24 protein-coding genes are annotated in these 24,995 nt (G+C 65.3%); 14 read left to right on the forward strand and 10 right to left on the reverse strand.

Going from position 1 to position 24,995, the window contains the following annotated elements; translation table 11 throughout:
- The 3 genes from BREU_RS10800 to mobC form a co-directional block, all read right to left on the reverse strand.
- The coding region (locus tag BREU_RS10800; protein ID WP_044095997.1) for a DUF3801 domain-containing protein at window positions 1-490 on the reverse strand (490 nt) is incomplete at its 3' end.
- Between the two features lie 19 nt (window positions 491-509).
- Window positions 510-1,964: a relaxase/mobilization nuclease domain-containing protein gene (locus tag BREU_RS10805; RefSeq protein WP_052382132.1), complete on the reverse strand. Its 1,455-nt coding sequence runs from the start codon at window positions 1,962-1,964 to the stop codon at window positions 510-512.
- On the reverse strand, window positions 1,946-2,338 hold the full coding sequence (mobC, locus tag BREU_RS10810; RefSeq protein ID WP_044090167.1) for a plasmid mobilization relaxosome protein MobC: 393 nt from the start codon (window positions 2,336-2,338) through the stop codon (window positions 1,946-1,948). Before mobC ends, BREU_RS10805 begins: the two co-directional genes overlap by 19 nt.
- Before the next feature lie 243 nt (window positions 2,339-2,581).
- Between mobC and BREU_RS10815 the strand changes: the two genes are divergently transcribed.
- Complete coding sequence (locus BREU_RS10815; protein ID WP_044090169.1) at window positions 2,582-2,980, forward strand: hypothetical protein; 399 nt, start codon at window positions 2,582-2,584, stop codon at window positions 2,978-2,980.
- Between the two features lie 69 nt (window positions 2,981-3,049).
- On the opposite strand, the gene BREU_RS10820 is transcribed toward BREU_RS10815, so the two are convergent.
- Window positions 3,050-3,844, reverse strand: a complete 795-nt coding sequence (locus tag BREU_RS10820; protein WP_044090170.1) for a tyrosine-type recombinase/integrase — start codon at window positions 3,842-3,844, stop codon at window positions 3,050-3,052.
- Between the two features lie 459 nt (window positions 3,845-4,303).
- Between BREU_RS10820 and BREU_RS12125 the strand changes: the two genes are divergently transcribed.
- The 4 genes from BREU_RS12125 to BREU_RS10835 all read left to right on the forward strand — a co-directional run bounded on the left by BREU_RS12125 (window position 4,304) and on the right by BREU_RS10835 (window position 7,918).
- Window positions 4,304-4,528 carry a hypothetical protein gene (locus BREU_RS12125; RefSeq protein ID WP_161788317.1) on the forward strand — a complete coding sequence of 75 codons (225 nt, stop codon included), beginning with the start codon at window positions 4,304-4,306 and terminating at the stop codon, window positions 4,526-4,528.
- On the forward strand, window positions 4,525-5,565 hold the full coding sequence (locus BREU_RS10825) for a helix-turn-helix domain-containing protein (protein ID WP_044090171.1): 1,041 nt from the start codon (window positions 4,525-4,527) through the stop codon (window positions 5,563-5,565). Before BREU_RS12125 ends, BREU_RS10825 begins: the two co-directional genes overlap by 4 nt.
- Window positions 5,566-5,567: 2 nt before the next feature.
- Window positions 5,568-6,110, forward strand: coding sequence for a WhiB family transcriptional regulator (locus tag BREU_RS11375; protein ID WP_081886700.1), 543 nt, complete (start codon window positions 5,568-5,570; stop codon window positions 6,108-6,110).
- Between the two features lie 152 nt (window positions 6,111-6,262).
- Entirely contained in the window at window positions 6,263-7,918 is a 1,656-nt protein-coding gene (locus BREU_RS10835) for a SpaH/EbpB family LPXTG-anchored major pilin (protein ID WP_044090172.1), read from the forward strand.
- Between the two features lie 70 nt (window positions 7,919-7,988).
- On the opposite strand, the gene BREU_RS10840 is transcribed toward BREU_RS10835, so the two are convergent.
- Complete coding sequence (locus BREU_RS10840) at window positions 7,989-8,354, reverse strand: hypothetical protein (protein ID WP_238567084.1); 366 nt, start codon at window positions 8,352-8,354, stop codon at window positions 7,989-7,991.
- A 268-nt stretch (window positions 8,355-8,622) separates the two neighbouring features.
- On the opposite strand from BREU_RS10840, the gene BREU_RS10845 reads away from it, so the two are divergent.
- The 4 genes from BREU_RS10845 (at window position 8,623) to BREU_RS10860 (ending at window position 15,458) form a co-directional block, all read left to right on the forward strand.
- A complete protein-coding gene (locus BREU_RS10845) occupies window positions 8,623-11,475 on the forward strand; it encodes an LPXTG cell wall anchor domain-containing protein (protein ID WP_052382134.1) in 2,853 nt (950 codons plus the stop codon).
- Window positions 11,476-11,554: 79 nt separating this feature from the next.
- Window positions 11,555-11,758, forward strand: coding sequence for a hypothetical protein (locus tag BREU_RS10850; RefSeq protein WP_044090174.1), 204 nt, complete (start codon window positions 11,555-11,557; stop codon window positions 11,756-11,758).
- A 137-nt stretch (window positions 11,759-11,895) separates the two neighbouring features.
- Window positions 11,896-13,110 (forward strand): PrgI family protein, encoded by a 1,215-nt coding sequence (locus BREU_RS12495; protein ID WP_052382135.1) that lies wholly within the window; start codon window positions 11,896-11,898, stop codon window positions 13,108-13,110.
- Complete coding sequence (locus tag BREU_RS10860) at window positions 13,107-15,458, forward strand: VirB4-like conjugal transfer ATPase, CD1110 family (RefSeq protein WP_044090178.1); 2,352 nt, start codon at window positions 13,107-13,109, stop codon at window positions 15,456-15,458. The genes BREU_RS12495 and BREU_RS10860 overlap by 4 nt, the downstream gene beginning before the upstream one ends.
- Here BREU_RS10860 and BREU_RS12055 read toward each other — a convergent pair.
- The gene (locus tag BREU_RS12055) at window positions 15,422-15,811 is read right to left on the reverse strand and encodes a hypothetical protein (RefSeq protein ID WP_156100232.1); all 390 of its coding nucleotides are present in this window, start codon (window positions 15,809-15,811) and stop codon (window positions 15,422-15,424) included. The genes BREU_RS10860 and BREU_RS12055 overlap by 37 nt on opposite strands.
- Before the next feature lie 114 nt (window positions 15,812-15,925).
- Here BREU_RS12055 and BREU_RS10865 point away from each other — a divergent pair, with 114 nt between their 5' ends.
- Genes BREU_RS10865 through BREU_RS10880 form a run of 4 tightly spaced genes read left to right on the forward strand, consistent with a single transcriptional unit; the run spans window position 15,926 to window position 19,248 of the window.
- Window positions 15,926-17,086 carry a CHAP domain-containing protein gene (locus BREU_RS10865; protein ID WP_081886702.1) on the forward strand — a complete coding sequence of 387 codons (1,161 nt, stop codon included), beginning with the start codon at window positions 15,926-15,928 and terminating at the stop codon, window positions 17,084-17,086.
- 39 nt (window positions 17,087-17,125) lie between these two features.
- Complete coding sequence (locus BREU_RS10870) at window positions 17,126-17,662, forward strand: hypothetical protein (protein ID WP_044090180.1); 537 nt, start codon at window positions 17,126-17,128, stop codon at window positions 17,660-17,662.
- Window positions 17,663-17,686: 24 nt separating this feature from the next.
- Window positions 17,687-18,790, forward strand: coding sequence for a hypothetical protein (locus BREU_RS10875; protein WP_044090181.1), 1,104 nt, complete (start codon window positions 17,687-17,689; stop codon window positions 18,788-18,790).
- Window positions 18,787-19,248 (forward strand): hypothetical protein, encoded by a 462-nt coding sequence (locus tag BREU_RS10880; RefSeq protein WP_044090182.1) that lies wholly within the window; start codon window positions 18,787-18,789, stop codon window positions 19,246-19,248. The genes BREU_RS10875 and BREU_RS10880 overlap by 4 nt, the downstream gene beginning before the upstream one ends.
- A gap of 145 nt (window positions 19,249-19,393) precedes the next feature.
- On the opposite strand, the gene BREU_RS10885 is transcribed toward BREU_RS10880, so the two are convergent.
- From BREU_RS10885 to BREU_RS10900, 4 genes are all read right to left on the reverse strand, one after another.
- Entirely contained in the window at window positions 19,394-20,701 is a 1,308-nt protein-coding gene (locus BREU_RS10885) for an amidohydrolase family protein (protein ID WP_044090183.1), read from the reverse strand.
- Between the two features lie 49 nt (window positions 20,702-20,750).
- The gene (locus BREU_RS10890) at window positions 20,751-21,767 is read right to left on the reverse strand and encodes an ABC transporter substrate-binding protein (protein WP_044090184.1); all 1,017 of its coding nucleotides are present in this window, start codon (window positions 21,765-21,767) and stop codon (window positions 20,751-20,753) included.
- Window positions 21,768-21,837: 70 nt separating this feature from the next.
- Window positions 21,838-22,602: an ABC transporter permease gene (locus BREU_RS10895; RefSeq protein ID WP_052382136.1), complete on the reverse strand. Its 765-nt coding sequence runs from the start codon at window positions 22,600-22,602 to the stop codon at window positions 21,838-21,840.
- Between the two features lies 1 nt (window position 22,603).
- Complete coding sequence (locus tag BREU_RS10900) at window positions 22,604-23,482, reverse strand: ABC transporter ATP-binding protein (protein ID WP_052382137.1); 879 nt, start codon at window positions 23,480-23,482, stop codon at window positions 22,604-22,606.
- A gap of 539 nt (window positions 23,483-24,021) precedes the next feature.
- Between BREU_RS10900 and BREU_RS10905 the strand changes: the two genes are divergently transcribed.
- Complete coding sequence (locus BREU_RS10905) at window positions 24,022-24,990, forward strand: SIS domain-containing protein (protein ID WP_044090185.1); 969 nt, start codon at window positions 24,022-24,024, stop codon at window positions 24,988-24,990.
- Window positions 24,991-24,995 lie beyond the last annotated feature (5 nt).

A 24,995-nucleotide genomic window follows, 5' to 3' on the forward strand; every position in this document is an offset into this window, starting at 1 on the left:
CGGGCGCGGATGGGCCCGCGTCCTCCGCCGGCTGCCGGCCTTCCTCTTCGTCGCCGCCCGGCGTCGTCGTCCGGTTCTGTCCGTCGAGGTGCAGCTCGAATCCGATATCATCGAGGGCGCGGCGCACGGCATGCGTGACATGGGCGAGATCCCGGCCCTCGAAATGGATCCATGCGACGTCGCCGTCGTATTCGACCGCGTATCGGACGCCGGCCCGTCTCAGGCTGCGCGTCACCGATCTCACCTGATCCCGGTCGAGTTCGATCGCATGGATGTCGCCCTTGGCGAGACGCTGCAGACGCCTCTCGCTCATGCGACCGGTGTCGCGGCCATGCCTGACCGCGCCGCGCATGGCATTGAGCAGATGCGACGGCGTGCGGGCGAACCATGCTGCGGTCCGTGCGCCGACGCGCAGCGTGAGGCCGCCGCCCGCGAGGGTCAACCCCATGACGGCCTGCCGGCCGGCATCATCGAGACGTTCGTCGATCATCGATACTCCTTCACTGTGGTCAGACCGGGTCCGGCGTGCGATGCCGTCCGCCGGTACGCCGCTGCACGGGAGGCGCCTGAATGGGAGATGCCTGCGCGTCGAGGGAGCGGAGCAGGTCACGTTCATGGGCCAGCGCCTCGACACGGGCCTCATGCCGTTTCAGCTCCTCGAGCAGGCCGGCCGGCACCGTCCCGTCATGCTGCGAGGCGGTCTCGTCGAGCGCGACCAGCGCCGCCTGAAACGCGTCATGCGCGTCCTGAAGCCGCCGATCAGTCTCTGCCAGCGCCTGCGCGACCGTGAGCCCGCGACGTGCCAGACGACTCGCGAGATTGAGCCTGTCCGTCAGCTCGTCCAGTCGGGCGAACTGACGCTCCCGCATCTCCAGCCAACGCCGGTGTGCGGGCGAACGTCCGAACGATTCGGGGACGGACGATTGCGGGAAGCCCATGGAGCGGATGGGCAACGGCGCGAAATGCGCGTGCAGCTCGCCCGTGTCCATCCGGCATGCGTACCGTCCACGCCCGTCCATGACCGTGACCGGGTCGGCCTTCGGCAGATAGGCGCGGTAGGTGTCCCCGTCACGTACGACGCGCGTCGCCGGAACGGCGATCGTCTGCCGTCGTCCGGTGCCCGGAATCCACACGAGCAGCATGTCCCCGTCGCGGCGCGCGACCAGCCTGCGGTTGAAGCTGATGGCCGTGACGGTCCCACGGCCGATGCGCGCCATGATGTTCAGCTCGTCGTAGGCGCGCCCCAGACGCACGTCACGCACCTTCATCCCGCTCGCCGTGTCATGGAACGTCAGATGACGGCCGCGGACGGTTGCGCGCATGCCATGGTCGCCCAGCAGACGGCGGAACGAGTCGAAGTCATGCGAGCCTGCGGCAGCCATGTCGATGACGGCGCGGATGCGAGTCTTGACCGCATCACCCTTCGCCGACGCATACAGTTCGGCCAGGCTGACCCCGTACCGTTGCCCCCGAGGCCGTTCCGGCAGGACCGTGAGGCCCTCCTCCAGACATATCCGGTCGCTGACCGTCCGCCACCGGGCGAGCATGTCCTTCCGGACGCGCATCCTGCGGCCCGTCAGCTGGCTGGCCGCGCAGATGATGATGTGGTTGTGCGTGTGGCCGCGGTCCACATGCGTGGCGATCACATACTGGTATTCGCCTCCGGTGATCTCGTCGGCGAACCGGACGCCCAGCTCGTGCAGCCGTTCGGGCGTCATCCTCGCACTGTCCTCGGGGCTGAACGATTGGATCACATGATGGGCGAGCACGCCGTCCGCGCGACGCGAGGTCGCCGCGTCGTCGAGGGTGCGCATCATGCGGTCCGCCAGCAGGCCCGCGTCCGTGACGTCATCCGAATAGTTCGACGACACCAATGCGCCGCCGCGCGTCTTGTCCGGGTCGGCGATGTAGCGGACCGACTTGGCCAATGTGGTCTTGATCTGGTTCATCTTGACGACCGCCATCCCGCAGCCTCCAACGCCTCGTCCCGCTCACGGCACATGCGCGCCAGCAGGGCGCGCAGCTCGTCCTGCGCCTCCAGGACGAGCGCGAGCTCGGCTGAGGATGCATGGCCGGCGATGTTCGCCCGGTGCGCGATCTGGTTGATGTTGCCGCCGATGCGCGCCATGTCCGCACGGACCATGGCCGGGTCCAGGGCGACCGTGACGGTCACCGCATGCGCGTTGATCAGCAGGTCGCGCGCATGCGAGGTGAACGGCAATGCGCCGCCGCGCGCACGTCTCACCCGCTGGTAGAAGGCGTCGGCCTGACGCCATTCGTCATGCGTGAACGTGACCTTGCGGACCACGGGGCGCCTCCGGTTCACGCTCTCGCCCATGGCGTCCGCCTATTGGGTTCCGGGTGTCCCGCCGTCGCCGGCCGTGCCGGCGACGGGGCGAGTGTGGCCACACTTGCTATGCTTGCTGACCCTGTTTCCCGTACGGGAAACAGGGGGTGACCACCAAGTGAGTCCGTCATCGTTAACCTCGCTTGACTAAAGGGCGTTGTGACCATCCAACACCGGACGTGGCCGGCAAGTGGTCACGGACGGTTTTACGCCCCGCGATCAAGGAGGATCATCATGACGGCAAGCAGGAACGCGAAGGCCAGGGCGCAATGGGTGGCCCGTGCCACGGAGGAGGAGCGCAAGGGCCTGGAGCGCCGGCGAAGGCTCCTGTCCGGCCTGTACGACGAGATGGACAGGTATCTCGCGTCGGTCGGGCGGCTCAGGCCCATGCTCCAGGAGATCGCCACGGAACTGGGGGTCGGCCGCGCCGATTTGAAGAGACTGTTCGATGTGACCGACCGGGAGATCGCGGCGCTCTACGAGACGCGCAAGGCCCCGGCCGCACCCGCCAAGGAGGAGCCGGCCGGCGAGCCGGAGGGAACGGCCGCCGTGACGCCGGAACCCATCTCCCCGCCGTGGGGCGTGCCGGACATCATCCCGCCCTCCGGCGTGTATGCGCAGGCCATGGCATAGGCGCCGGGGCGACGCCATGCCGGACGGGACGGCCGCGGAACCACCTTCAGGCGTGATAGTGCCGGCGGCTCAGCTGCGGCCGCGGGCATCCCCGATGAAGCCTTTCAGGGATTCGACGCTCGCCATGCCCATGAGACGCGACACCTCGGTGAAATCGCCGCCGGTCTCATGCAGCGCGTTGACGGCGAACCGGCGGCGCAATGCGTCGGGGGAACGGCCGGCGGCCTGCCTGACCGACCGCCATACGGTGTCGGCGCACACGTGCGCCAGCCCCTTCTCGCCCGGGAACGTGTATCCGACGCCACGGCAGGATATGGCATGGGCCAATGGTGTGCCGACCGGAACGCTGCGTCTGCGCACCCCGGTGCCGCAGTCCAGCAGGTATCGGCCATGGCCGTCCGCATGCAGGTCGCTGCCGCGCAGCGCCGCGATCTCGCCGCGTCTCAATCCGACGTCGCCCGCGAGCATCACCATCATCCGGCTCCGCCCGTCCCAATAGGCCCTGCCGCGCGCCATGTCCGCCTCGGATGCGATGTCCTTGACGGCGTCGGCGCGCGGGAACCGCGGCGCGGCGGCCACGGGGTCGGAGCGCAGGCCAGCGGAGGCGGCCCATGAGAAGAACGACGACAGGACGCAGCGGTCGGTGCGCAGCGTGTTCGCCCCGGCCCCTCGTCGGTGCAGCCAGAAATCAACATCCCGTCCGGTCACGTCGGCGGGAATCCTGCCGACGTATCTCGCGAACGAATAGATCCTCGACCTGCGGTATTCGATGGTGGAACGACCGCAGCGACGGGATTCCATATACCTCACCCATGCATCGACCCATGGCTCCCATGGTTCGGGACGGTGCTTCATCGCACCCATACGTATCATCGCCTTCGTTGACAACCATCAGCCAGCGTAGTCGCGGCGCGATCCGAATGCCACAGAGAGGCCGCCATGCGTATGATTCCACGCCTCCGAAGGCGTGGAATAAACGAACGTGATGCCCCCATATGCCGATAACCCCCCATGCGATGCGGAAGCCGCCGGACGATGTGGGGTAGGGTTGCCAATAATACGGGGGCTCCTCGGAAAGGCGCGGAACGCGCACACCCCCCATCATCGAAGTGTGACGCGCCTTTCCCCAGTTCGCATCAGCGAATCGACTGCCGCAACGAAGCGGCCGACGCCGGCGACGCCGGTACAGGACGGACGGGGGAAGGAGGCGTGCTTTTTCTCCGCGCATGCCATCGACTGGGCGGAGGCGTTGAACGCCGGAATGCCAGCGGGAACGGACGGTCCCTGGAAAGTCTCGTCCGACGCCGATGGATTCCGGCCAGCGTGGCATCGGGAACCGTGACCCGGCCATGCGAGATCCACCATGAGAAACGAGAACCCATAATGAAGATCCGCATCAATCCTATCCCCGGACGGCCGCGCGGCGAATGGCGCGACGGCAAACCCGCCCATCATCCACACCCGGTGCGGCCAGGCTCGGCCTGCGGATGCGCCGACCCGGTGCGCCTGTCCATGAGCCTGCACCCTGCGGGAAGAGGCCGCAGATGAGCGTCGCCGCCTACAGCTACGTGATGACGGTCACCCGCCACATCCCCAGCCACATCGCGCAATCCATCCTCGCGCATCTCGCCGACCACGCCGACCGTTTCGGCCGCCACGCCTTCCCCTCGGTGCCCACGCTGGCCAAGGACGTCAGATGCTCCGACAGGACCGTGCAACGCCACCTGCGATGGCTGGAGGAGCACGGGTTCATACGCCGGTCGCGCAACCTGAGCCGGGTCAGCAGGATCCCCGCACACAAACGTCCCATCGTCTACGAGATCAGCCTCGACGACCATGCGCGAAGCCGCTTCGCCGAAGAATACCGAGAGCATGCCGGTGCCGGCGCCGGTGACACCGTTGACGCCGGGGCGGTGACAGCAGCGCCATCCAAACCGCCATGCGAACCTTCCCCACTGTCCCCTGAAGGGGACAGCTCCCCGAAGCGCGAACGGCCCCGCACGCCATCCGGAACCGAGGCGACGGCGTTCCTCATCGCCTTCTCGGACATCCTCCGCAGGGAGGGGATCGCCGCCGACCGGTCGCGGCGATCCGACCGGCGTGCCGCCATCAGGCTCATGGCCGCACACGGCGCGCAGCCCGCCCTCGACATGGCCGCATGGGTGGCGTCGGACGGGTTCTGGTGCGGGAAGATGCTCAACGTGCGGTCGCTGGAACGCCGCTGGGAGGAGCTGCGCTTGGCGCGACGCCACGAGAGGGCCAAACGGCGGACGACACCGGCGCCCCAGGGGACTGCGGCGGCCATCGGGGCGGACACGGCGATGAAGCATCCGGCCGTGCTGGTGTCGTCATCGACCGTCGCCAGATGTCCGGTCTACGGGTACCGGACGTTCCCCGCCGCCGGCGCGGACCGCACCGGCGAAGCCCAACGCCACCTCGACGGCATCATCAACGTCGAGGAATGCCCGCTGTGCTCGCATGACGACCGCAACCGCCCGCTGCACGGCGGCAGCCGTGGCGACCGGCAGCCCATGCCGTCCGGCGTCACCGCGCCACCCATGGGCCAGACACGGGGACGGTGGTGACCATGGGCGACAGGGAACGAACAACATCGGGTGCGCAATGGATCCACACCTCGATGCTGCCGCCGGACGGCCTGTGCTCGCAGGCCGACGTCGAGCTCTACGACATGCTGTGGATGCAGATAGGCCTCGACGGCGACGTCGGCCGCGACGACAACCTCAAGCATGCGGCCAAACGCCTGTGCATGCGATGCCCGGTGCTCATGTCCTGCCTCGCCCGGAGCCTGCTCGTACCCGTCTCCCACGGGGTCATCGGCGGCATGACCTACAAGGAACGTCAGTACGCGAGGCATGTGGCCGTCCTCCACCAGGTCATCACCCGGCAGCGCAAACGCACCGACGTCGAGATGCGCAACGGGTTCGAGCGGCTCAGCAGGTGGCTCGAAGCCCATCCGGAGATCCACCGGATGGTATACAACCGCCGCCACAACGAACAGTCACGCCTCGCACGGGGCAAGGCCGGATCCTATCCCGTCAGAATCGTCGCACGGCTCGCATGCGCCGATTCCGACGCCACGGTGGAGGACGGCGCGGAAAACGACGCGTGACCACCAAGACCGCATCGCGGCAGCATACTGGTCGCCATGCGGTCGGCGCCAACGGAGGCGCCGGTCAAACAACCCGCACCACGATCCCGGACGGGTGCGGCACCAACCCGGTGCCGCACTACGGGGAAATCAGTCGATAGGAACAAGCAATCATGACATCAATCCCAAGCCTGCGCCGCATGGCGCGCATGGCCATGGCGGCGGTCACCGCATCCATGCTGCTCGCCACCATGGCGGCGACCGCCAGCGCCGAACAGACGACGCCTGCCCTGGGCGACACGATCACCCTGACCGCAGGAGGTTCGAACTCCCTGAACGGCCCCGACTTCCGCGTGGCCAGACTCGCCGGATTCACCATCGACGGCACCGCCGTCACGGTGGCCGTCGAACCCGCCGCCAAGGACGCGGTCATCGCATCGCTGCCCGGCAAGGACGACGGCGCAGGCGTCGCCGACGACTACCGGGAGGCGACGGACGGTGACCCGATCACATGGCTGGCCCGACAGGGGGACGCCAAGGATTCGCCGGCATGGAGGATCTTCGCCGAACGCATGGCCGCCACCGACCTGATCGCCGGCACGGCCCCCACCACGGGAACGCCGACCACAGGGGACGACGGCACCATATCCAAGGTGGTCTTCGACGGGCTCACGCCGGGGCTCTACATGCTCATCGACGCCAACACGGCGGCCGAAGGCACCACCAAATCATCGCCGATCCTCGTCGGCACGGCCATCACCGGGGCGACGCCGCCCATCGGCAACGCGGACGGCACCGTGGAGGTCAAGAACCAACGGCTCGCCATCGACAAGAGCATCATCGAGGACGGCGGGCAGACGCAGACGGCCGACAGGTCGGTCGGCGACACCGTGGACTACCGGATCGCCACGCAGATACCCGACACGTCGAAATACGCGAACGACGCCGACAACCCCTACATGTTCCGGGTGGAGGACACGCTGTCCAAAGGCCAGCGCTTCAACGACGACCTCACCGTCGAATCCAGCGCGGACGGCACGGCATGGACGCCCGTACCCTCGGACGCATGGACGGCCGAGACCAGCAGTCCGGCGGACGGGACCGTGGCCACCGTCATCACCATCGACCTGTCCTCATGGACATACACGCAGGGGCGCAACGGCATGGCCGGGGGAGCGGTGCGCATCTCCTATTCGGCCACACTCACCGATGACGCGGTCATCGACGGCGCAGGCAACACCAACGGCGTCACGCTCACCTATTCCAACGACCCGGCCACGAACCAGACCGGCAGGATCACGCCTCCCGACACCCGCGTCTACACCCACGGATTCCGGTTCACCAAAACCGGCTCCGACGGCACGACCCCGCTCAAGGGCGCGACCTTCACCCTCTACGCCGGCGAAGGCTTCACCGACGCCGACAAATACCGTCGCGCCGACAAGCCCGACATGGACGTGACCGCCACATCGGGCGATGACGGCGTGGTCGCGTTCACCGGCCTTGCCGCCGGCACCTACTGGGTGAAGGAGACCGGCGTGCCCGACGGATACCGCGACCTCGACGTACGGTTCAAGGTCACGATCGACGCCGACCACGGCTCCGCCGCCAGAATCCGCTTCGACAGGGTCGCATCATTGGGCGACTCGCTCGTCAAGCCCTCCGGGGACGGCTCCACGCTCATCGTTGCCAACGTCGAACACCTCACCCAACTGCCCCTGACCGGCTCCGTCGGCACCACCATGTTCGTGGTCGCCGCCCTCCTGCTCGCCGCAGGCGGCATCATCCTCGCCCTGATCTCCAAGCGACAGCGGAACGCACTCGACTGACGTCGTAGAGAATCGCATTCCCCTTGCGGGTGCGGCGCACGCGGATGACGCATGCGCCGCACCCGCGTATTCACGAGGACGGGAACAGGCGCGCGAACAACGCCGCGCCGGCCTCCGGACCATCGAGCACGCCCATCCTGTACTCGTCCAGGATGAACCCGGTGCGGGCGCGCCCGTCCCGAAGCGCTTCCAGATCCATATCCTTGTCCACGTCCGATTCGTCGATGGCGCCCGAGGCGTGCACCAGCTCGACATCGGAGATGCCGTCGGGCATCGTCCCGTCCGGATAGTGCACCAGCACCATCTCGCCGCCGCCATCCATCTCGGTCAGCCTGCACATGCCGGTGCTGTCCTTGAGCCGGATGTACTCGCCGATATCCGGCTCCCCGTCACGCATGAAACGGCACAATCCCAACTCGCCGTCATACCCCATCATCGAGCCTCCTCGCTTCCTGACGCAGCTCCCATACTAGGCCGCCGCAACAGGCCCATATGACGGCGGTTCCCTGCGGGAAACAGGGTGTGACCATTTGCGCGGGCGATCCGGACGATAGTGGAACCTGTGCGGTGGGGCCAACGGCGGCCCCGGCAAACCAGTCCCGCACCTGACATCAACGGAACCCCGTGCCCGTCACGCCGCCGACAGGCGTCGGCGGGCACGCCGGGACCCATTGGATGGCTTCGATGGTGGAGAGGAAACCCACATGAACACACAGGCACGGAAGACGATGACGGTCATTGCGGTGATCCTGTCCATCCTCCTGCTCGCGCTGACGGCCACGGCGCCGCGGGCCGACGGCATGACGGCGGCGCCATCCGGACGGCATCAGGCGATCCCGACCGCCGGCGGATTCTACGAGCCGAACAAGGTATGGGTCCGCAAGGCCGCGGACGGCGTCTGGCAGATGATCACGGACCCGGACCACACGAACAGCATGGGCGCGGACAACAACGCGTTCCTCAACGGGGAGGAGGTAGCCGCGGCCATCAGCATGGCGTTGCCGCCATTGAGCCGGAACGGCGAGGACTGGCTTCAGATCACCGACGACTGGACGAAGGTGGACCGCTACCTCGACCCGCAGGACGTCTCCACGGTGCGCATCTACGACTTGGAGACCTATGGGTACAATGCGCCGTCCCTCAACGGCATCAACGTGGACGGCCGGGACGTGACCGCCATGTTCGACATCACCGTCGACGGGACGGTCACCAAGGCGACCGCGAAACCCGAATACGTCCAAGGCCTCAGACAGCGGAGCGAACCCATGCAGATCTCCATGCTCGTGCCCTTCACCGTGAACTTCGACCCCCAGGCGGACCTGGAGCAGGACGGCGCCTCCGACGGCAACACCTGCTCGGACGGCCAATGGGAGCTGCGCAACAAGGCCGACGCGAGCTTCCACATACAGGAGCGTCTGGAATCGAACGAGCCGCTCATTTGCATCCTCAGGCCCGGATTCGACAAGGACGTGCTCGCCAGCAAGACCGAGGGAGGCGACCTGTCCAGCATCGACGGACGGGACGTGCTGCCCGGCCAGACCGTCACCTACCGGCTCGGCATGCGCGTCGAATGGATGCGCGACGACCCGATCGAACAGCTCGAATTCCTCGACACGTACGACCCCCGCACCACCCCCGACAGGACCAGCCTGACCATCACCGCAGGAGGGCAATCCGGCTCCACGACCATCCCCCGGTCGGCGTACGACGTCGAATGGGACGACGCCGGCCACCGGTTCACGGTACGGTTCCACCGCGAATGGCTTGACGGGAACTGGACGACCTGGCGCACCCACGATTTCACCCTCACCTTCGACGCGAAGGTCGCCGACGACGCGGCCGTGGACACCGTCATCGGCAACAAGGGCTGGCTGACGCTCAACGAATCCATTCTCGAGTCGAACGAGGTGTCGAACCGGCCGGTGGACCCCGAACCCGTCAAACAGGACACGCAGGCCGACTCCTCCGTGGACATCGACGGCAAGACCGCCCTGCTGGGCGACCGCCTCTACTACCGGATCACGATCGACGCGACGGGCCTCGCAGGACAGGCGTACCCGGTGCGCCGGCTCGGCGTGGTAGACGACTACGACGAACGGCGGCTCACCCTCGACATGCCCGGCGTCCATGTGCTCGACGCGACCGGCAAGGACGTGACCGACAGGCTCAACATTCAGGACAGGGACGGCGTCGTCTACGCGTTTTTCAAGACCGTGGACACCACGCTTCCCGACGGGACCGTCATCAACGGAGACCCGCAGCCGGCCGACCTGGCGGCATACGCCGACCGCGAGCTCATGCCGTACGCGGACCCGGGCATCGACCAGAGCCTGCTCGGCTCCGACTACCAGCTGGTGCTGCCGATGACCGTCACCGACACCGGCGAGGGGACGAAGGTGGAGAACACGGCCACACAGGTCACGAACCACCGCAGGGCGGTGTCCAACACCGTCGTCAACACGCTCACTGAGATCAACCCATACAAGGACGTGAGCGTGGAGGTCGGCTCAGACAGCGCCGACGGGATGAGCATCTACAGGAACCAGACGTTCCTCTACCAGTTGAACTCCTCCACCCTGCCTGCGAACCGCGCCTACCCCGAGGTCACGGAATGGCGCATCGACGACGACTACGACGAGACCGGCGACGAATACACCGGCCAGTGGGCCGTCTATGCCGCCGAGGACCTGCACGGCGCCGACGGCGGGATACTGGCCGCGAAAGGCGTGCGCATCGCCGGCAGCGGCTTCGACGCGGCCGCATTGGGCGGCGACCTGTTCACCCTCGACATGCGCGACGGGGACTTCACCATCACGGCCACACGGCATTACCTGGACCTCGTCTCCGCCGACGGCGCTCACGCGCAGGCCTGGCGCGCCTATGTGCAGTTCCGCAGGATCAAGGCCGGCGAATTCTCCAACACCTTCACCGAGACCATCAACGGCACACGGCGCCCCTCCAACGAGGTGACCACCACGACGCCGAAGACCTCCCCGTCCATCAGCCTCGAGAAATTCGACCGCAGGAGCGGACTGCCGGCAGGCGACCGCGACAGTACCGAGGAGGCGCTGGAAATCGAAGGCGACGGGACTGAGATCGTGTTCCGCATCACCAACACCGGCGACGTGCCGCTGACCTCGCTGAAGCTCACGGACGAGACCATTGTCGGAGACGGCACGGTCGGCGACCTCGCCTACCCGGACGGCTGGAACGACCTGATACTGCAGCCGGGCGAATCGGTGGACGTCACCGGCACATTGAGCGGGGTGACCAACCTGCATACGGACCGCGCCACGGCTGAAGGGTCCCCGGTCGTCGAATGCGTGCCGAAGGACGACGACCCGTTCGACGACAAGCCTGCGCCGCCGGTCGAGGAGGGGACCGTATGCACCGACACCCCGGTCGAAAGCGACCCGGACGACTGGAACGCCTACAGGAAACGCATCCTGCCCAGTACCGGCGTCAACGTGTCCGGGCTGGCCGCGGTCGGCGTGATCCTCGCCCTGCTCGGCCTCGGACTGCTCCGGATCCGCCGCGACGGCGACGGACGGCCCTGAGCCACCGGGCATGGCCGCACCCGCCTCGCCGCGGCCACGCCCGGAGACAGCAACGACGCATCGACCCACGGAGGAACCCATGGAAACCATCGACACCATCCTCGACCTGCTGCAGAAGGCCGCCGTCCTCGGCGGCGGCATCTGGGCGGTATGGGGCGCGATCACACTGGCCGGAGGGCTCAAGGACCATTCCGGGCCCCAGACCCAATCCGGCATCTGGCAGCTGGTCGGCGGCGCCGTCATCATCGCCGCCGCGGCCCTGTTCGCCAACCTCAGCTTCTGAATACAACAGGCAAAAACGAACATCCGAACGAAAGGAGATACGCGACAGCAAAGAACCATCCATAATGAAACGAATATGCAATGTAAAACAAATACCCAAACATAAAGCGAATACCTATCTCGTGGGGTGATGCCGATATGGCCGATCTCGTGGAACCGTGCGTGAACATGCTCAACGCGATCGGCGGCGGCATCGACGGGACCATCCTCGACAAGCTCGCCATGGGGCCCGCCGAGTTCAACGCCGCCATGCACTCCATGGCGGCGGCCGTGCACGACACGGCCGTCAAACCGGTCGCCGCCGCCGTGGCGAGCATCGTGTTCACGCTCGAACTCGCACGCGCGGGCCTGCGCGTGGACGGCGACCGTGAGCTGGGAGTGAGAATCATCGGCGCCGTGCTGCTCAAATGCGCGCTCGTGCTCCTGTTCGCCGGCAACGCGGGGCTCATCCTCTCGGGCATCGACGGCGTCACCTCGTCCGTCATCGACGCCATGGCCGGCACCCTGACGGGCATGCCCGCCGAGGGGGCGGGACTGCTGGGCGACCAGCTGCGCCCCGCCATCGAGGACGCGGGCCTGATCGGCCAGTCCGGCCTCATGGTGCTGGTGCTCATCCCGTTCATCGTCTCCCAGATCGCAGGCGTCATCCTGATCGCCGTCGTCTACATGCGGTTCATGCAGCTGTACATGCTCTCCTGCTTCGCCTCGCTGCCCATCGTGTTCATGGCCGGCGAGCACACCCGGCAGATGGGCGTCGGATATCTCAGACGCTACGCGCAGACCTCGTTCCAGGCGATCACGCTCACCGTCGGCGTGGTCCTCTACCGCACATTCATCGGCGAGGCGCTGAGGCTCGACGGCTACACGGACGGCGACGGCCTATGGCAGTACATCATCGCCAACTTCGGCACGCTCATGCTGGGCGCCGTCATGCTCTGCTGCCTCGTCATGGTCGCCTCGGCCACATCCAGGGCCGTGTTCGGCGAAGAGGGCTCCATGACATTGGAGATCAAGATCTACAAGGAGATCACCGCCACCGAGGCGAAGGTCATGTGGGGCATGAGCTGGCGGCAGCTCGCCGCGGCCGCCGCCATGGCCGTCCTGTCCGCAGGGGTGTGGCTCCTCTTCCGCATGGTCCTCGGCATGCCCGAGCTCGGCCAGTACGCCGTGCTCCTCGCGGACATGCCGGTCGCCGCATGGGGGTGGCTGCGCCCCAAGGGGCTCAAACCGGAGACATGGCTCGGATACGTGCTCCGCCAACGTTTCGGACAGCGACGCTACTGGCTCGACGGGCCCGCGGCGAGACGGGAACGACGCCGCCACGGGATCGGCGAACGGAAGGGGCGACGATGAAGGACACAGGCCGACGGCCGTCGCGGAGGACCGTCAAACGGCGACGGCGCGCATGGAGGACCGCCAAGGACCTCATCGGATACGAGGCCATGCTCGACAAGGGCATCGCCTACCTGGGCGACGACCGGTGGAGCGCCACCATGGGCCTGTCCGACATCAACTACGAGATGGCGGCGCAGGAGCGGCAGGCGCAGATCATCGACCAGTGGGCGCGGTTCATCAACACGTTCGACGGCTCCACCCGCCTGCAGGTCACGTGCATGACGCGCACGCTCGACGCCGGCGACGTGATCGGACGCATCGGCATGCCCATGGACGGCGGCCCACAGGACCGGCTGCGCGCCGACTGCAACCGCATCGCCATGGGCAAGATAGGCGAACGCTCACGCAACGCCGTCACCGACAAGTACCTGACGCTCACCATCAGCGAACCCGAGCCCGGACGCGCCCTGACCACGCTGAACCGGCTCATGATGGCCGCGCGCAACCAGCTCGCCACGCTCGGCGGCTGCAAGGCCACACGCCTCGGCCGCGCCGAACGGCTCCGCCTGCTCGCCCTGATCCTGCGCCCCGGCGAACCGTTCCGCTACGACGAGACGCTCGTGGAATCCGGCAGGGCGCAGACCAAGGACTTCATCGCCCCATGGTGCATCGACGCCACGGACCCGCGCGCCCTGGTCCTGTCGAACGCCGACGGGGACACCCACCAGTGCACGCTGTGGATCCGCGACTTCCCGCCGGTCATGTCCGACAGGCTCATCGGCGAGCTGGGCGACCTCAAATCCGACGTCACCGTATCCCTTCACCTCGCCCCCTACGACCGTGCCGAAGGCGCCGAACTCGTCAACCGCAAGATCGCCGAAATGGACATGCAACGGCTCGAGGAACGCCGGAGGAACATGCGCCAGCACATACCGGCCGACGAGATCCCCGCGGACCTGCGCGACGCCCTCGACGAGGCGAACGGCCTCAGGGAGGAGATGCGCCAATCCAACGAACGGCTCATCAACGCGCTGGTCACCATCACCGTGGCCGCGCCCACGCGCGAACTGCTCGACCAGCGGGCCAGGGACGTGCTCGCCGCCTGCAGGAAGATCTCCTGCTCCGCGGAGACGCTCGCCTGCATGCAACTGGACGGGCTCAACGCGACACTGCCGCTGGGGGTCAACGACCTGCCCATGCGGCGCACGCTCACCACATCGGGTGCGGCCATCATGATCCCCTTCTCCACGCAGGAGATCATGGACGAGGGCGGCGTGTTCTACGGGGCCAACGCGCGCTCCGGCAACGCGCTGGTCGTGGACCGCACCACGAAGCTCAACGCGAACGGCTTCATCCTCGGCACCACCGGAAGCGGCAAATCACAGGCCGCGAAGATGGAGATGACCTCCCTGCGCCTCACCCGTGGCGGCGACGACCTGCTCGTCGTGGACCCCGAGCACGAGTACGCGCCCCTGTGCGAGGCGCTTGACGGGGCGCGCGTGGTCATCAGCGCCGGCTCGGCCGACCGCATCAACCCGATGGACATCGTCCTCGACCAGACCATCGACGGCGACCCGATCCGCACCAAGGCCAACATGGTCGTCTCCATGGTCGGGGCGCTGGTCGGCGGCGCCGACGGGCTGAGCGCCATCGAACGCTCCATCATCGACCGGTGCGCGCTCGGCCTGTACCGCGAGTTCCGCAACCATCCCGGACTCCCGCAGCCCACGCTCAGGGACCTCCACCAGAGGCTCGTCGCCAGCACGGAGCCGGAATCCCGCAACCTCGCGCTGAGCCTCGAATCGTACACGTCAGGCAGCCTGTCCGGCTTCGCCGGGCAGACCGGCGTGGACGTGTCCAACAGGTTCACCGTGTTCGACGTGGCCGCGTTGGAAGGCGAACTGAAGACGTTCGGCATGATGGTCGTCCTCGACCACATGTGGAACCGGGTCGCACGCAACAGGGCGGCGGGCCGCCGCACCTGGGTGTACGTGGACGAGTTCCACCGCATGTTCTCCAACCAGTACGCGGCCGGACAGTTCCTCGACATGTTCAAACGCGCCCGCAAATGGGGGCTCGCCATGACCGGCATCACCCAGAACATCGAGGAGCTGCTCGACAACCGCGACGCGCGCTTCATGCTCGCCAACTCCGACTTCCTGCTGCTCATGAACCAGACGCCCACCGACGCGGAACGCCTCGCCGACATGTGGCACCTGTCGCCCGAGCTCACGGAACGGCTCGGCGGCTCACGCGCCGGCGAGGGGATCCTGAAATCCGGTGACGCGTTCATCCCCTTCGACGGGCGCATCCCCGCCGACTCGCTGCTCTACCGGCTGTTCACCACCAGATTCGGGGAAGCATGATGGTCAGGTTCCTCGACCGGGACCGTCTCGACACGGCCGGCAAACTCACCGAATACTCCAGCGGGGCCCGCGCCGCCGGGATGACCTCCGGCAAGCTCCGCACGACCGTCTTCGCCGCCGGCCAGGCCATCGGCCGCCGCACCATGTGCAGCCTCGACTCGACGCTGGAGGACAGTGGCGATGGGGAACAGGCCGGCACCGAAGCCCTGGACGATCTGCAGGGCATCGCCGGTCGGGGCGGAAGCACCGTCGGCCGGAATGCCGGGCCCCCGGTCCGGCGAGGAACGGACAGGCCCGTGAAGGCATGGCATACGACGACGCGGCCGGTCCCGTCCGCACCTGCGTCCGTCCACACATCGGCACCTGTCCACGCATCGGCGGCGCATGCGACGGGCGCAGGACCCGGACTCGCCCGCAGCCTCGCTCCAAGTGCCCCTATCAGACGGTTCGCCATCCCGAAGGGCCGCATGCCAGTATCGCGCGGGGCTGCGGCGAGACGGGTGACGGACGCCGTATCGCAGGCGGCGCATGCCGCCGCCGTCTCCATCAGGAGAGCCGCGGCGGCCGTGGCCAACGCCGTCTCCGCGTTCATCGGCACGCCTGTGGCGCTGGCCGTCATCGGCATCGTCGCCGTCATCGCGGTCCTCGCCGCCATGCTGGCATGGCTGCCCGGCTTCGCCGTGAATCAGGGCTGCGCCGATGCGCGCACCGAGATCGCCATACCGGCCGGGGCGACGCCATGGGTGGCGAAGGCGGCGGAGGCGAGCGGCCTCGGCCAGGACTTCATCGCCGCCATGATGACCATCGAATCGGGGTTCAGGGCCGACGCCTATGCCGACGACTCCAACGGCGGCACATGGGGGCTGCTCCAGATCAACCGGGAGGTGTGGCGCAGCGTCCACCCCGACGGCGCCGATGCGACGCCGCCGGAAGGCATCACCGACCCCATGACCCACGCCGAATACGGCGGTGTGTATCTGGCACGGCGCCTTGACACGGTGCGACGGCTCAAGACGGCGAACCCCTCGGCCGAATTCAGCACCCTGGACGACCTCGATGCGCTGGTCATCGCCCACAACGCCGGCGAAGGCGGCCTCATGGGCTGGCCGCGAATCCCTGAGGTCACCAGCGCCTATCTCGACAGGATGCACGCGATGCTCGGGGGAGGGGACGGTCCGGCCTGTCCGTCGGGCGGCGTCATCGGCTCGCTCGACCCGCCATTGGCGATGAACGCGGACCTCACCGCAGTCGACCTTGAGGCCATGGACCTGCCGGAGGCGACCACCTATGCGCGGTGGGAATGCACATGGTGGGCCGCGACACGGCGCGCGCACATCGGCAGGCCGGTGGATCCGTACATGGGTGACGGCGCCATGTGGCGCGACAGCGCCAAGGCGCACGGGTATCCGACCGGCAAGGAGCCAGAGCCCGGCGACGTCATGGTGTTCCAGCGTTCGATCCTCGCGGCGAGCCCCGTCTACGGGCACGTCGCCGTCGTCGAGGAGGTCAGGGCCGACGGCGGCATCGTCATCTCCGAATCCTCCGCCTCGTCGGCGAGGGTCACCCTGCGCACCATCAGCCGGCAACAGCTCGAGACCGCCATCGGCGGCATAGACTTCATCCACTAAACCAAATAATTAATTAATTAACACGAATCGGAGGGTGGTATGGACAAGAACGGGAATAAGGCATGGCCCGTCATCGCGGCCGTCGCGGTCATCCTGGCGACGCTCGTCATCGCCGTCGGACACGACGCCGGAGCCGCGGACGGCAAGGACGTGCAGCCCGTCGCAGCGGAGCGCGAGGCCGTCCAGCCGCCTCCGCCGTACGTCATGACGGAGGGGGAGACCATCGGCGTATCCCGCAGCGAGGAGGCGTGCCGGCTGATCGCGCCATTCGCCGTGCAGGCATACATCGGCGACAAGGCCGGAAGAACCGTCATCCTCGACGACTACTTCATCGAAGACGCCGCAGGACTGGATGTCCCGGTCGACCAGCTGCGCCACGACGACGCGGACACGCCGGGCGTCGGCTTCGTGCAGGTCGCCATCAACGATGATGCGGCGTTCTGCGTGGTGAAGACCGCCTCCGGCGCCACATGGGAGGTGCACTACACGGATTTCGATGCGCACGGGTACAAGGCCAGCAGGATCGTCAGCCATGACGAGGGGCTCGTCTACATCCTCCGCCCGGGAACAGTCTGAGACCACACGGGAAGGGAGACGGCCATGGGCATCGATCCGAAGGCCACGGCCTATGAGCTCGAGGCGCTGGCCTGCGACCCCGACAACTGGCATCTGCTGGACGAGATCGCCGCACACCCGGCATCCTGGCCGGAATTGCGCATGTGGGTGGAGGAGGCGAAAGCGCATCCCGATACGATAGGACCGCCGCCGCTCGCACCGGATGAGCCCAGACAGGGCCTGATCGCACGATTGCAGGCCAGATTCAAACCGCTGAAGACCCGTTCAAAAGAACAGGGAGAACAAACGGCGAACGACGAAGCCCGATGCGATGGGACTGAGACCGTGGCGCTGAATCTCGGTCCCTGCGAACAGGGGACCGTGCCGGACGCAGCACGTCCTGGGAAGCGTGGCGGACTTCTCCGGTGTCGGACGGCCATCATCACAGGAATCGCCATCATGACACTGACATTTTTGGCAGGCGGCGGCTACGTGGTCGGCACTTTGCTCGGACCGCAGCAGCAGAAGACTCAATCCGAGCGTCAGGATGAGGACGCCATGCGGAAGACGTCCGAACAGAGGGACAAGGCCATGGCCGCCGCAGCGCAACTGCTGGAGAGGATCGGACGCAGCCCGGTCGCCGGGGACATCGACCATACAGGTCTCGAACAGGCGATGAACGCCGATGACATCAAACGAGTGGTCACGGAGACCGAGGCGCTCAAAACGAAGTTCCTGCAGCTGATTGACGGCAGGATCGCATCGACGGGTGAGAGCATCGCCCAATATGTGGAGCGTGCGAACGCCATGGCCAGCGCGCCGGAAACCGCCGAGAAAACGGAACTGCTCGCCCTCGCCGGAGAGTGGAAGGCAGTCCAAGTCACCGAAACCAATCTGGGCGAGGCTCTCATCGCCGAACAACGGCTCTCGGAACTGACGACGACAGTCGAACAGCAGAAGAGAACCGCGGACGAGGAGGCCGCCCAACGGGAGCGGGACATGCAGCACCAGCAATCCACGACGCCTATGCCATCGCCGCCGATCATGCAGGCGGACCCCATACCGGTCCCGCAACCGCAGGCCCCATCATGGAGCGTGCCGGGGGAGACCCGGGACGGAACCCTTCCCGGAAAGGACGGAAGCCTATGAACAACCAAACCAGCCCAGGTCCCCGGCCCGAGACCAAAGCGGACCTTTACGCCGACCCAAGCCGGACAACGGCACCCGGCACAACGGAGGTGGGCAATCCTGTCCGTTGGAATATCGGAGATATTCCAACGGGAGCCCAGTATCGCGACCACCGCGTCATGGCGAACCGCGGCGGGCGGAATCCCATGCAGCATGGGAAGAACCAAGGCCTGCGCGCAGCAGCCTTCGCGTTTCTCCTGGCTGCTGCGATTCTTATGATTCTGGCGGCATTGCTGTTCCTGCTGTCCCTCGTTCTGAAGGCCTGTCTGAGCCGTGGAACATACAATCCTGAAGATGTCTTCACATTTCTTGCCGAGATATTGGCCCTATGGCTTTCAGTGGAGTGCGTGAAGATGTCATGCATCGCATTCATCGTCGGCATGGTGATCGGACTGGTGGACAGGCTGAGAGGCAATTGAAGCCATTCATGGAGAATTTAGGTTTTCCGTCCGGTCCTGCCTACTCTGAAGCCGGTGACAACTTCCTACAGCGATACTTCATCGAAGGAATGGTAGCCGGTTCAGTCAAGTGAACGATAGAGCGGCAGTTGTCCACGTCGGAGATCTACTTGCCGAGACGTTCGCGCATTTGCAGGTAGGCCTTTGTGGCGTTGCGGATGACATCACGCTCATCCACCATGGTCAATTGCCTGTCCCGCATCACGATCCGTCCGTCGATGATGGAGTCGAGCACATACGAGCCGTTGTTCGAGTAGACCAAGTGCGAGCACAGCTGCTGGTCGTCGCCCCAGCGCAGCGGCGTCATGGCGAATGTATCCAGGTCCACGGTGACGATGTCTGCGAGGCGTCCGGTCTCGATGCTGCCGGCGTCGTGGTGCAGGGCCTTGTTGCCGTTGGTTGTGGCCATTTTCAGCACGGTGGAGGCCGGCATGATGGAGGAGTCGACGCGTGCGCCGCGGTGGTACACGGCTGCGGCGCGGATGTTCTCCCAGAGGTCGCGACTGTCCGCGCATTTGGCGGCGTCGTGTCCTATGCCGACATTGACCCCACGGGCCAGATAATCCGGTACGCGTGCGATGCCGCTGCCAAGTTTCGCGTTGGACAGCGGATTGTGCGCGATGCTGGTTCTGGTTTCCGCCATCATGGCGATCTCGGTGTCGGACAGCCATACGCAATGCGCGGCGACGCAATCCGGTCCGAGCACTCCGTTCTCGTAGGCGAGCTCGGCGGGTCGCCTGCCGAACTGCTCCTTCGAGTATTCGATCTCGCTCAACGACTCGTTGAGATGGATGTGGATGCCCGTGTCCAGCTCGTCCGCCAATGCCCTGACCTCGCGCAATAGTTCCGGTGAGCCTTTGGGCATCCATTCGTATCCGATATAGACCTCGACCCGGCCGTCGGCCTTGCCGTCGCACTGTTCGTAGGCCTCGCGTGCGGTGTCGATGTTGTCATGGCCGAACTTCCGGAGCATGACGTCGTTCGACAGTACGGCGCGCATGCCCGAGTCTTCGGCCGCGCGGGCCAGTGACGGCAGCTGCCTGTACATGTCGTTGACGCAGGTCACGCCGGCCTTGATCGATTCGCAGTAACTGGCCATCGCCGCATGGTAGGCGCTTTCCGGGTCGATGTTGTTGATGTAGGGGTACCAGGTCTCGTCGAGCCATTCCATCAGCGGCAGCCAGTCGCCCTCGCCTCGGCTGATGCAGGTGTGGTAATGCAGATCGACCAGTCCGGGCATGATGAGCCTACTGCCCTCGCAGTCGATCACCGTATCCGCCGGCTGCGGCGCTGGTGCATGCGCGTCATCGCCCACATAGGTGATGCGGTTGCCGGTGATGCAGACGGTTCCGCCCCAGATGACCCTGTCATCCTTGTCGTTGGTGAGCACCACCCCGTTCTTGAGTACTATCATGTGGCTTCCTTCGCCGTTTCCTTATTGCGTTGTATTGCTATGCGTACCGCTAGTCCGGCAGGTATTCCGTCGTCATGGCGTCACGCCCCTTGTAGGGCTTGTCGATCAGGCCGTTCTGATGCATCCACTGCGCGTAGGAATCCCATTGCTTCGGGTCCATGGATCCGAAGCCCCGAGGATTATCGTATTCCGGCACCGTGGCCTTGACCATGTTCCTTAGGGTCGTGTCGTCGTATCCCTTGGCTACAGGCGCGATGGCGTCGTATGCGGCATCGGGGTCGGCGTTCGCGGACGCGAAGCCCTCTTTCAGCGCGGCGATGGTCTTCCTGACGAAGCTGGCGTACGAGGAGTCCGATTGCAGCCGGTCAGGGTTCGCCACGAGCACCAGTTCGTCGAAGGACGGCACGCCGATCTTGTCGAAGGGCAGCACGGTGTAATCGCCCTGCTCAGCCAGCTGTACGCCCTCCACATTGCTGTAGTAGCCGAAGATGGCGTCCACCTTGCCGGCCAGCAGCGGCTCCACGCCTCCGGTGGACAGGCTCACGTTCTTCACATCCGATTCGGTCATGCCGTTCTGGGCGAGTACGGAGTTCAGCGTCGGCAGGGACGTGGCAAGGCCCGGATTGCCGATGGTCATGCCCTTGAGGTCCGTGACGCTGCGGTCCTTGCCGGTGACGATGAGCGAGCTGAGCACGTTGGGAATCAGCGCGGCCACGGCTTGCACCTTCATGCCTTGCGCGGCGGCCATGATGGTGTCAGGCTCATACGAGATGGCCAGATCGATCTGGCCGGTGCTGATCATCTTGGCGGCGTCGGCCGTGCCGGACGGGGTCTGTACCTTGACATTGACGCCCTGCTTCTGGAAATCATTCTCGGCTTGGGCGACATATATGCCGCTGTGGTCGGGGTTGGGAAGCCAATCCAACAGCAGCGTGTGGGTCACGGTGCCGGCTGATGATGGTGTCGTATGCGGGCCGGAAGGGTCAGGTGCGGCGTAATTGGCGAGGAGGACGGCTAGGACGGCGATCCCCGAAACGGTGCCGAGGAGTTTTCTGGATGAGAACATGACTGTTCCTTTCACAAGCGGTAATGCGATGTTCAGGCTGCGGCTGCGCGACGAACGGGATACATGGGCGTCAACGGTGGGTGTCCCAGGGGCACACGATGCGCTGGAGTACGGAGACGATGGCGAAGAACAGGATCGACAGCGCGGCGATGATGAGCACCTCGCCCCATACCAACGCGGTGTTCATCTGCGGGATGGCCTGGATCATCAGATAGCCGAGACCTCCCTGCGAGCCGGTGTATTCGGAGAACAGAGCCGCCACGGGCGCGTATGCAACCGATACCTTGAGGCCGGCGAACAGTTCGGGCATGGCCGAGGGGATACGCAGTTCTACCAGCGTGCTGAACGGGGAGCCGTACAACGTCTTCATCAGGTTCGTCTGCTCGACGTCCACGGCGGTCAGGCCAGTCAGGAAGTTGACCGTGATCGGGAAGAAGCAGCTGATGGCCACCACGATGATCTTCGGTTCCAGGCCGTAGCCCAGCGCGATGGCGAACACGGGGGCGATGATCATCACCGGAATGGACTGCGAGGCTATCAGCACCGGGTACAGGGCCTTGCGCAACGGCTCGTTGGCCGCCAACAGGATCGCCAGGGCGAAGCCGAACACGAACGCGAACAGCAGTCCCACGATCATCTCGTAGAACGTCACATAGGTAGCCCAGCCGAGCCCGTCGTTCCATTCGGTGCCGATCTCGGTGAACACTTCCGAAAGCGGCACGATGATGAAGCGCGGGATGTTGAACCAGCCGGGCGCGAACTGCCATAGCAGGGCGAGCACCAAGAACATGCCGGCCGCATACACATAGTCGAATGTCTTCCTGACGCCGGTCATATCAGTCCTCCTTGCCGTTCTTGCTGGCTGCGCCAGCCATGTCCGACTCGCCATCGTCCGGGGCGGTTCCCGGTGCCTCGCCAGTCTGCTTGCCGTATTGGGGATCCTGGGCATCCCTCAGGTATCCGATGATGAGCTCGCGGGAGCGGACGAAATCCTCCTGTGCCGCAAGTTCGGAACGGTCCAGGTCGCTGGAGAAGAATCCGGGGATCTCGTGGATGATGCGTCCCGGATTGCGGGACATGACCACCACGCGGTTGCTCAGGATCAGCGCCTCCTCCACGTCGTGGGTGACGAGCACGGAGGTCTTGTTCATGCTGGCGAGCGTTCCCTTGAGCCAGTTCTGCAGGTCCATGCGTGTGATGGAGTCGAGCGCTCCGAACGGCTCGTCGAACAGGAGAAGGTCCTTGCCGGTCAGGATGGTGCGGACGAACGAGGCGCGCTGCCTCATGCCGCCGGACATGGCATACGGCGGTTTGTCTGCGTATTCGCCCAGACCGAAGCGCTCAAGATAGGGCAGAACCTTTTTCAATGCCTTGCCTCGCGACGTATGACGATTGGTGAGCGAGAGCGCCGTGTTCTCGGCGACGCTCATCCAGGGGAACAGCAGGTCCTTCTGAGGCATCCAGGCGCAGTATGACAGGCGCTGCTGTTCGTCGGACTCGCCGAACACCCTGATCAGGCCTTCGGTCTGGCTGTTGAGTCCGGCGATGATGGACAGCAATGTGGATTTTCCGCAGCCGGACGGCCCCACCAAGGCGATGTGCTCGCCTTCCGAAACGGTAAGGTCCAACGATTCGAGAATGGTACGGTCCCCGTATTTCTTGGTCAGCCCGTCGGCGATGATGACCTGGTACGGCTGGTGTGTGGTTTCAGGCATGATTGACCCTCACGATGACGTGTGATGCGAAAAAATCTCTATAGGCTGGCCCGCAATCAATAGTGACTGCGGCAGAAGGCCATATGAAGAGCGGGTAACGAGCGATGCGACCATGCGTAGCCGCATGCGGTGAATGTGCGCCAGGGCGGCAGCCGGGAATGCATGCACCGGGCCCGGCGAATCAGAACCGACGTGTCAGGCCACGGTCCACGACAGGCCATATGCGGAAATCAGCCGCATGACCTCACGATTGATGAAGAGGAATCCGTCAGCCGGTATTTCAATATGTTGATTCATGCGGATCCTCCTCTCCCTGTGTGGCTACAGTCAAACAGCGCTTTGTTTCCCTCCCGTTAAACCCGGTGAACCGTATGTAACGTCCACGCATACTGCGTGTTGCTGTGCGCTTCCGGTTTTTCTACAAGGAAGTCGTGTGCGACACTCCGAATGGTCCAACTTGATTAAAACGTTATATGACGTTATATATATACATATGACGTTATGTTACGTCATATGGTTTAACGAGGAGGTTATCCGTCATGAATGTCGTTCCTGTAGTCGATCAGATAATTGAACGCAATGGAGGCAAGGTCAGTGAAGTCTATTACGTAGCCTGCGGCGGCTCTCTCGTCGACATGTACGTGTCTGACTTCTTCGTCCGCACCGAATCCACAGGCGTCACCAGCGGCTGGTACACCGCCAACGAATTCGTCCACGCCACCCCGAAGCGCCTCTCACCCACTTCCGTGGTGGTGCTGTGCTCCCACAGCGGCAACACTCCGGAGACAGTGGCCGCAGCGGCTCTGGCACGCGAGGCCGGAGCACAGACCGTAGGACTGACATACAACAAGGAAGCCAAACTCCTCGACGAATCCGACTATTCGTTCGTCTACGAGTGGGGGGACGAGACCCGCGTGCACAACAACCCCATGGCCATCATGCTCGACTTGACCGTCAATCTGATCGACAAGCTCGAGGGCTACCCGCATATCGAGGCATTCCGCAAAGGCATGGCCATCATCGACACCGTTGTGGCGAACGCCGAAAAGCAGGTTGAGCCGCGCACAAAGGAGTTTGCATCCAAATACCAGGATGAAACAATGTTCTACGTCTTGGCCTCCGGCGCATCCTACGGACACGCCTACGGCTTCTCCATCTGCTCGCTGATGGAAATGCAATGGCTGGACGCGGCGCCGATTCACTCCGGCGAGTTCTTCCACGGGCCATTCGAGGTGACCGATGAGGACACGCCATTCATTGTGGCCAAGGGTCTCGGCAGGACCCGCGCACTCGACGACCGCGTACTCGAATTCCTTGGCAAGTACGCAAAGAAGGTCGAAGTCGTCGACGCCAAGGAGCTCGGTCTCGACCTCATCGACGACGCGGTCAATGAGTACTTCAACCCGATTCTGTTCTACAGCGTGCTGAGCAAATACCGTTACGCGCTATCCGTGGTCCGCGACCATGACCTCGACGTACGCCGTTACATGGGCAAAGTCGCGTACTGAAAGAA

This window comes from Bifidobacterium reuteri DSM 23975 (assembly GCF_000741695.1).
Classification (GTDB): domain Bacteria; phylum Actinomycetota; class Actinomycetes; order Actinomycetales; family Bifidobacteriaceae; genus Bifidobacterium; species Bifidobacterium reuteri.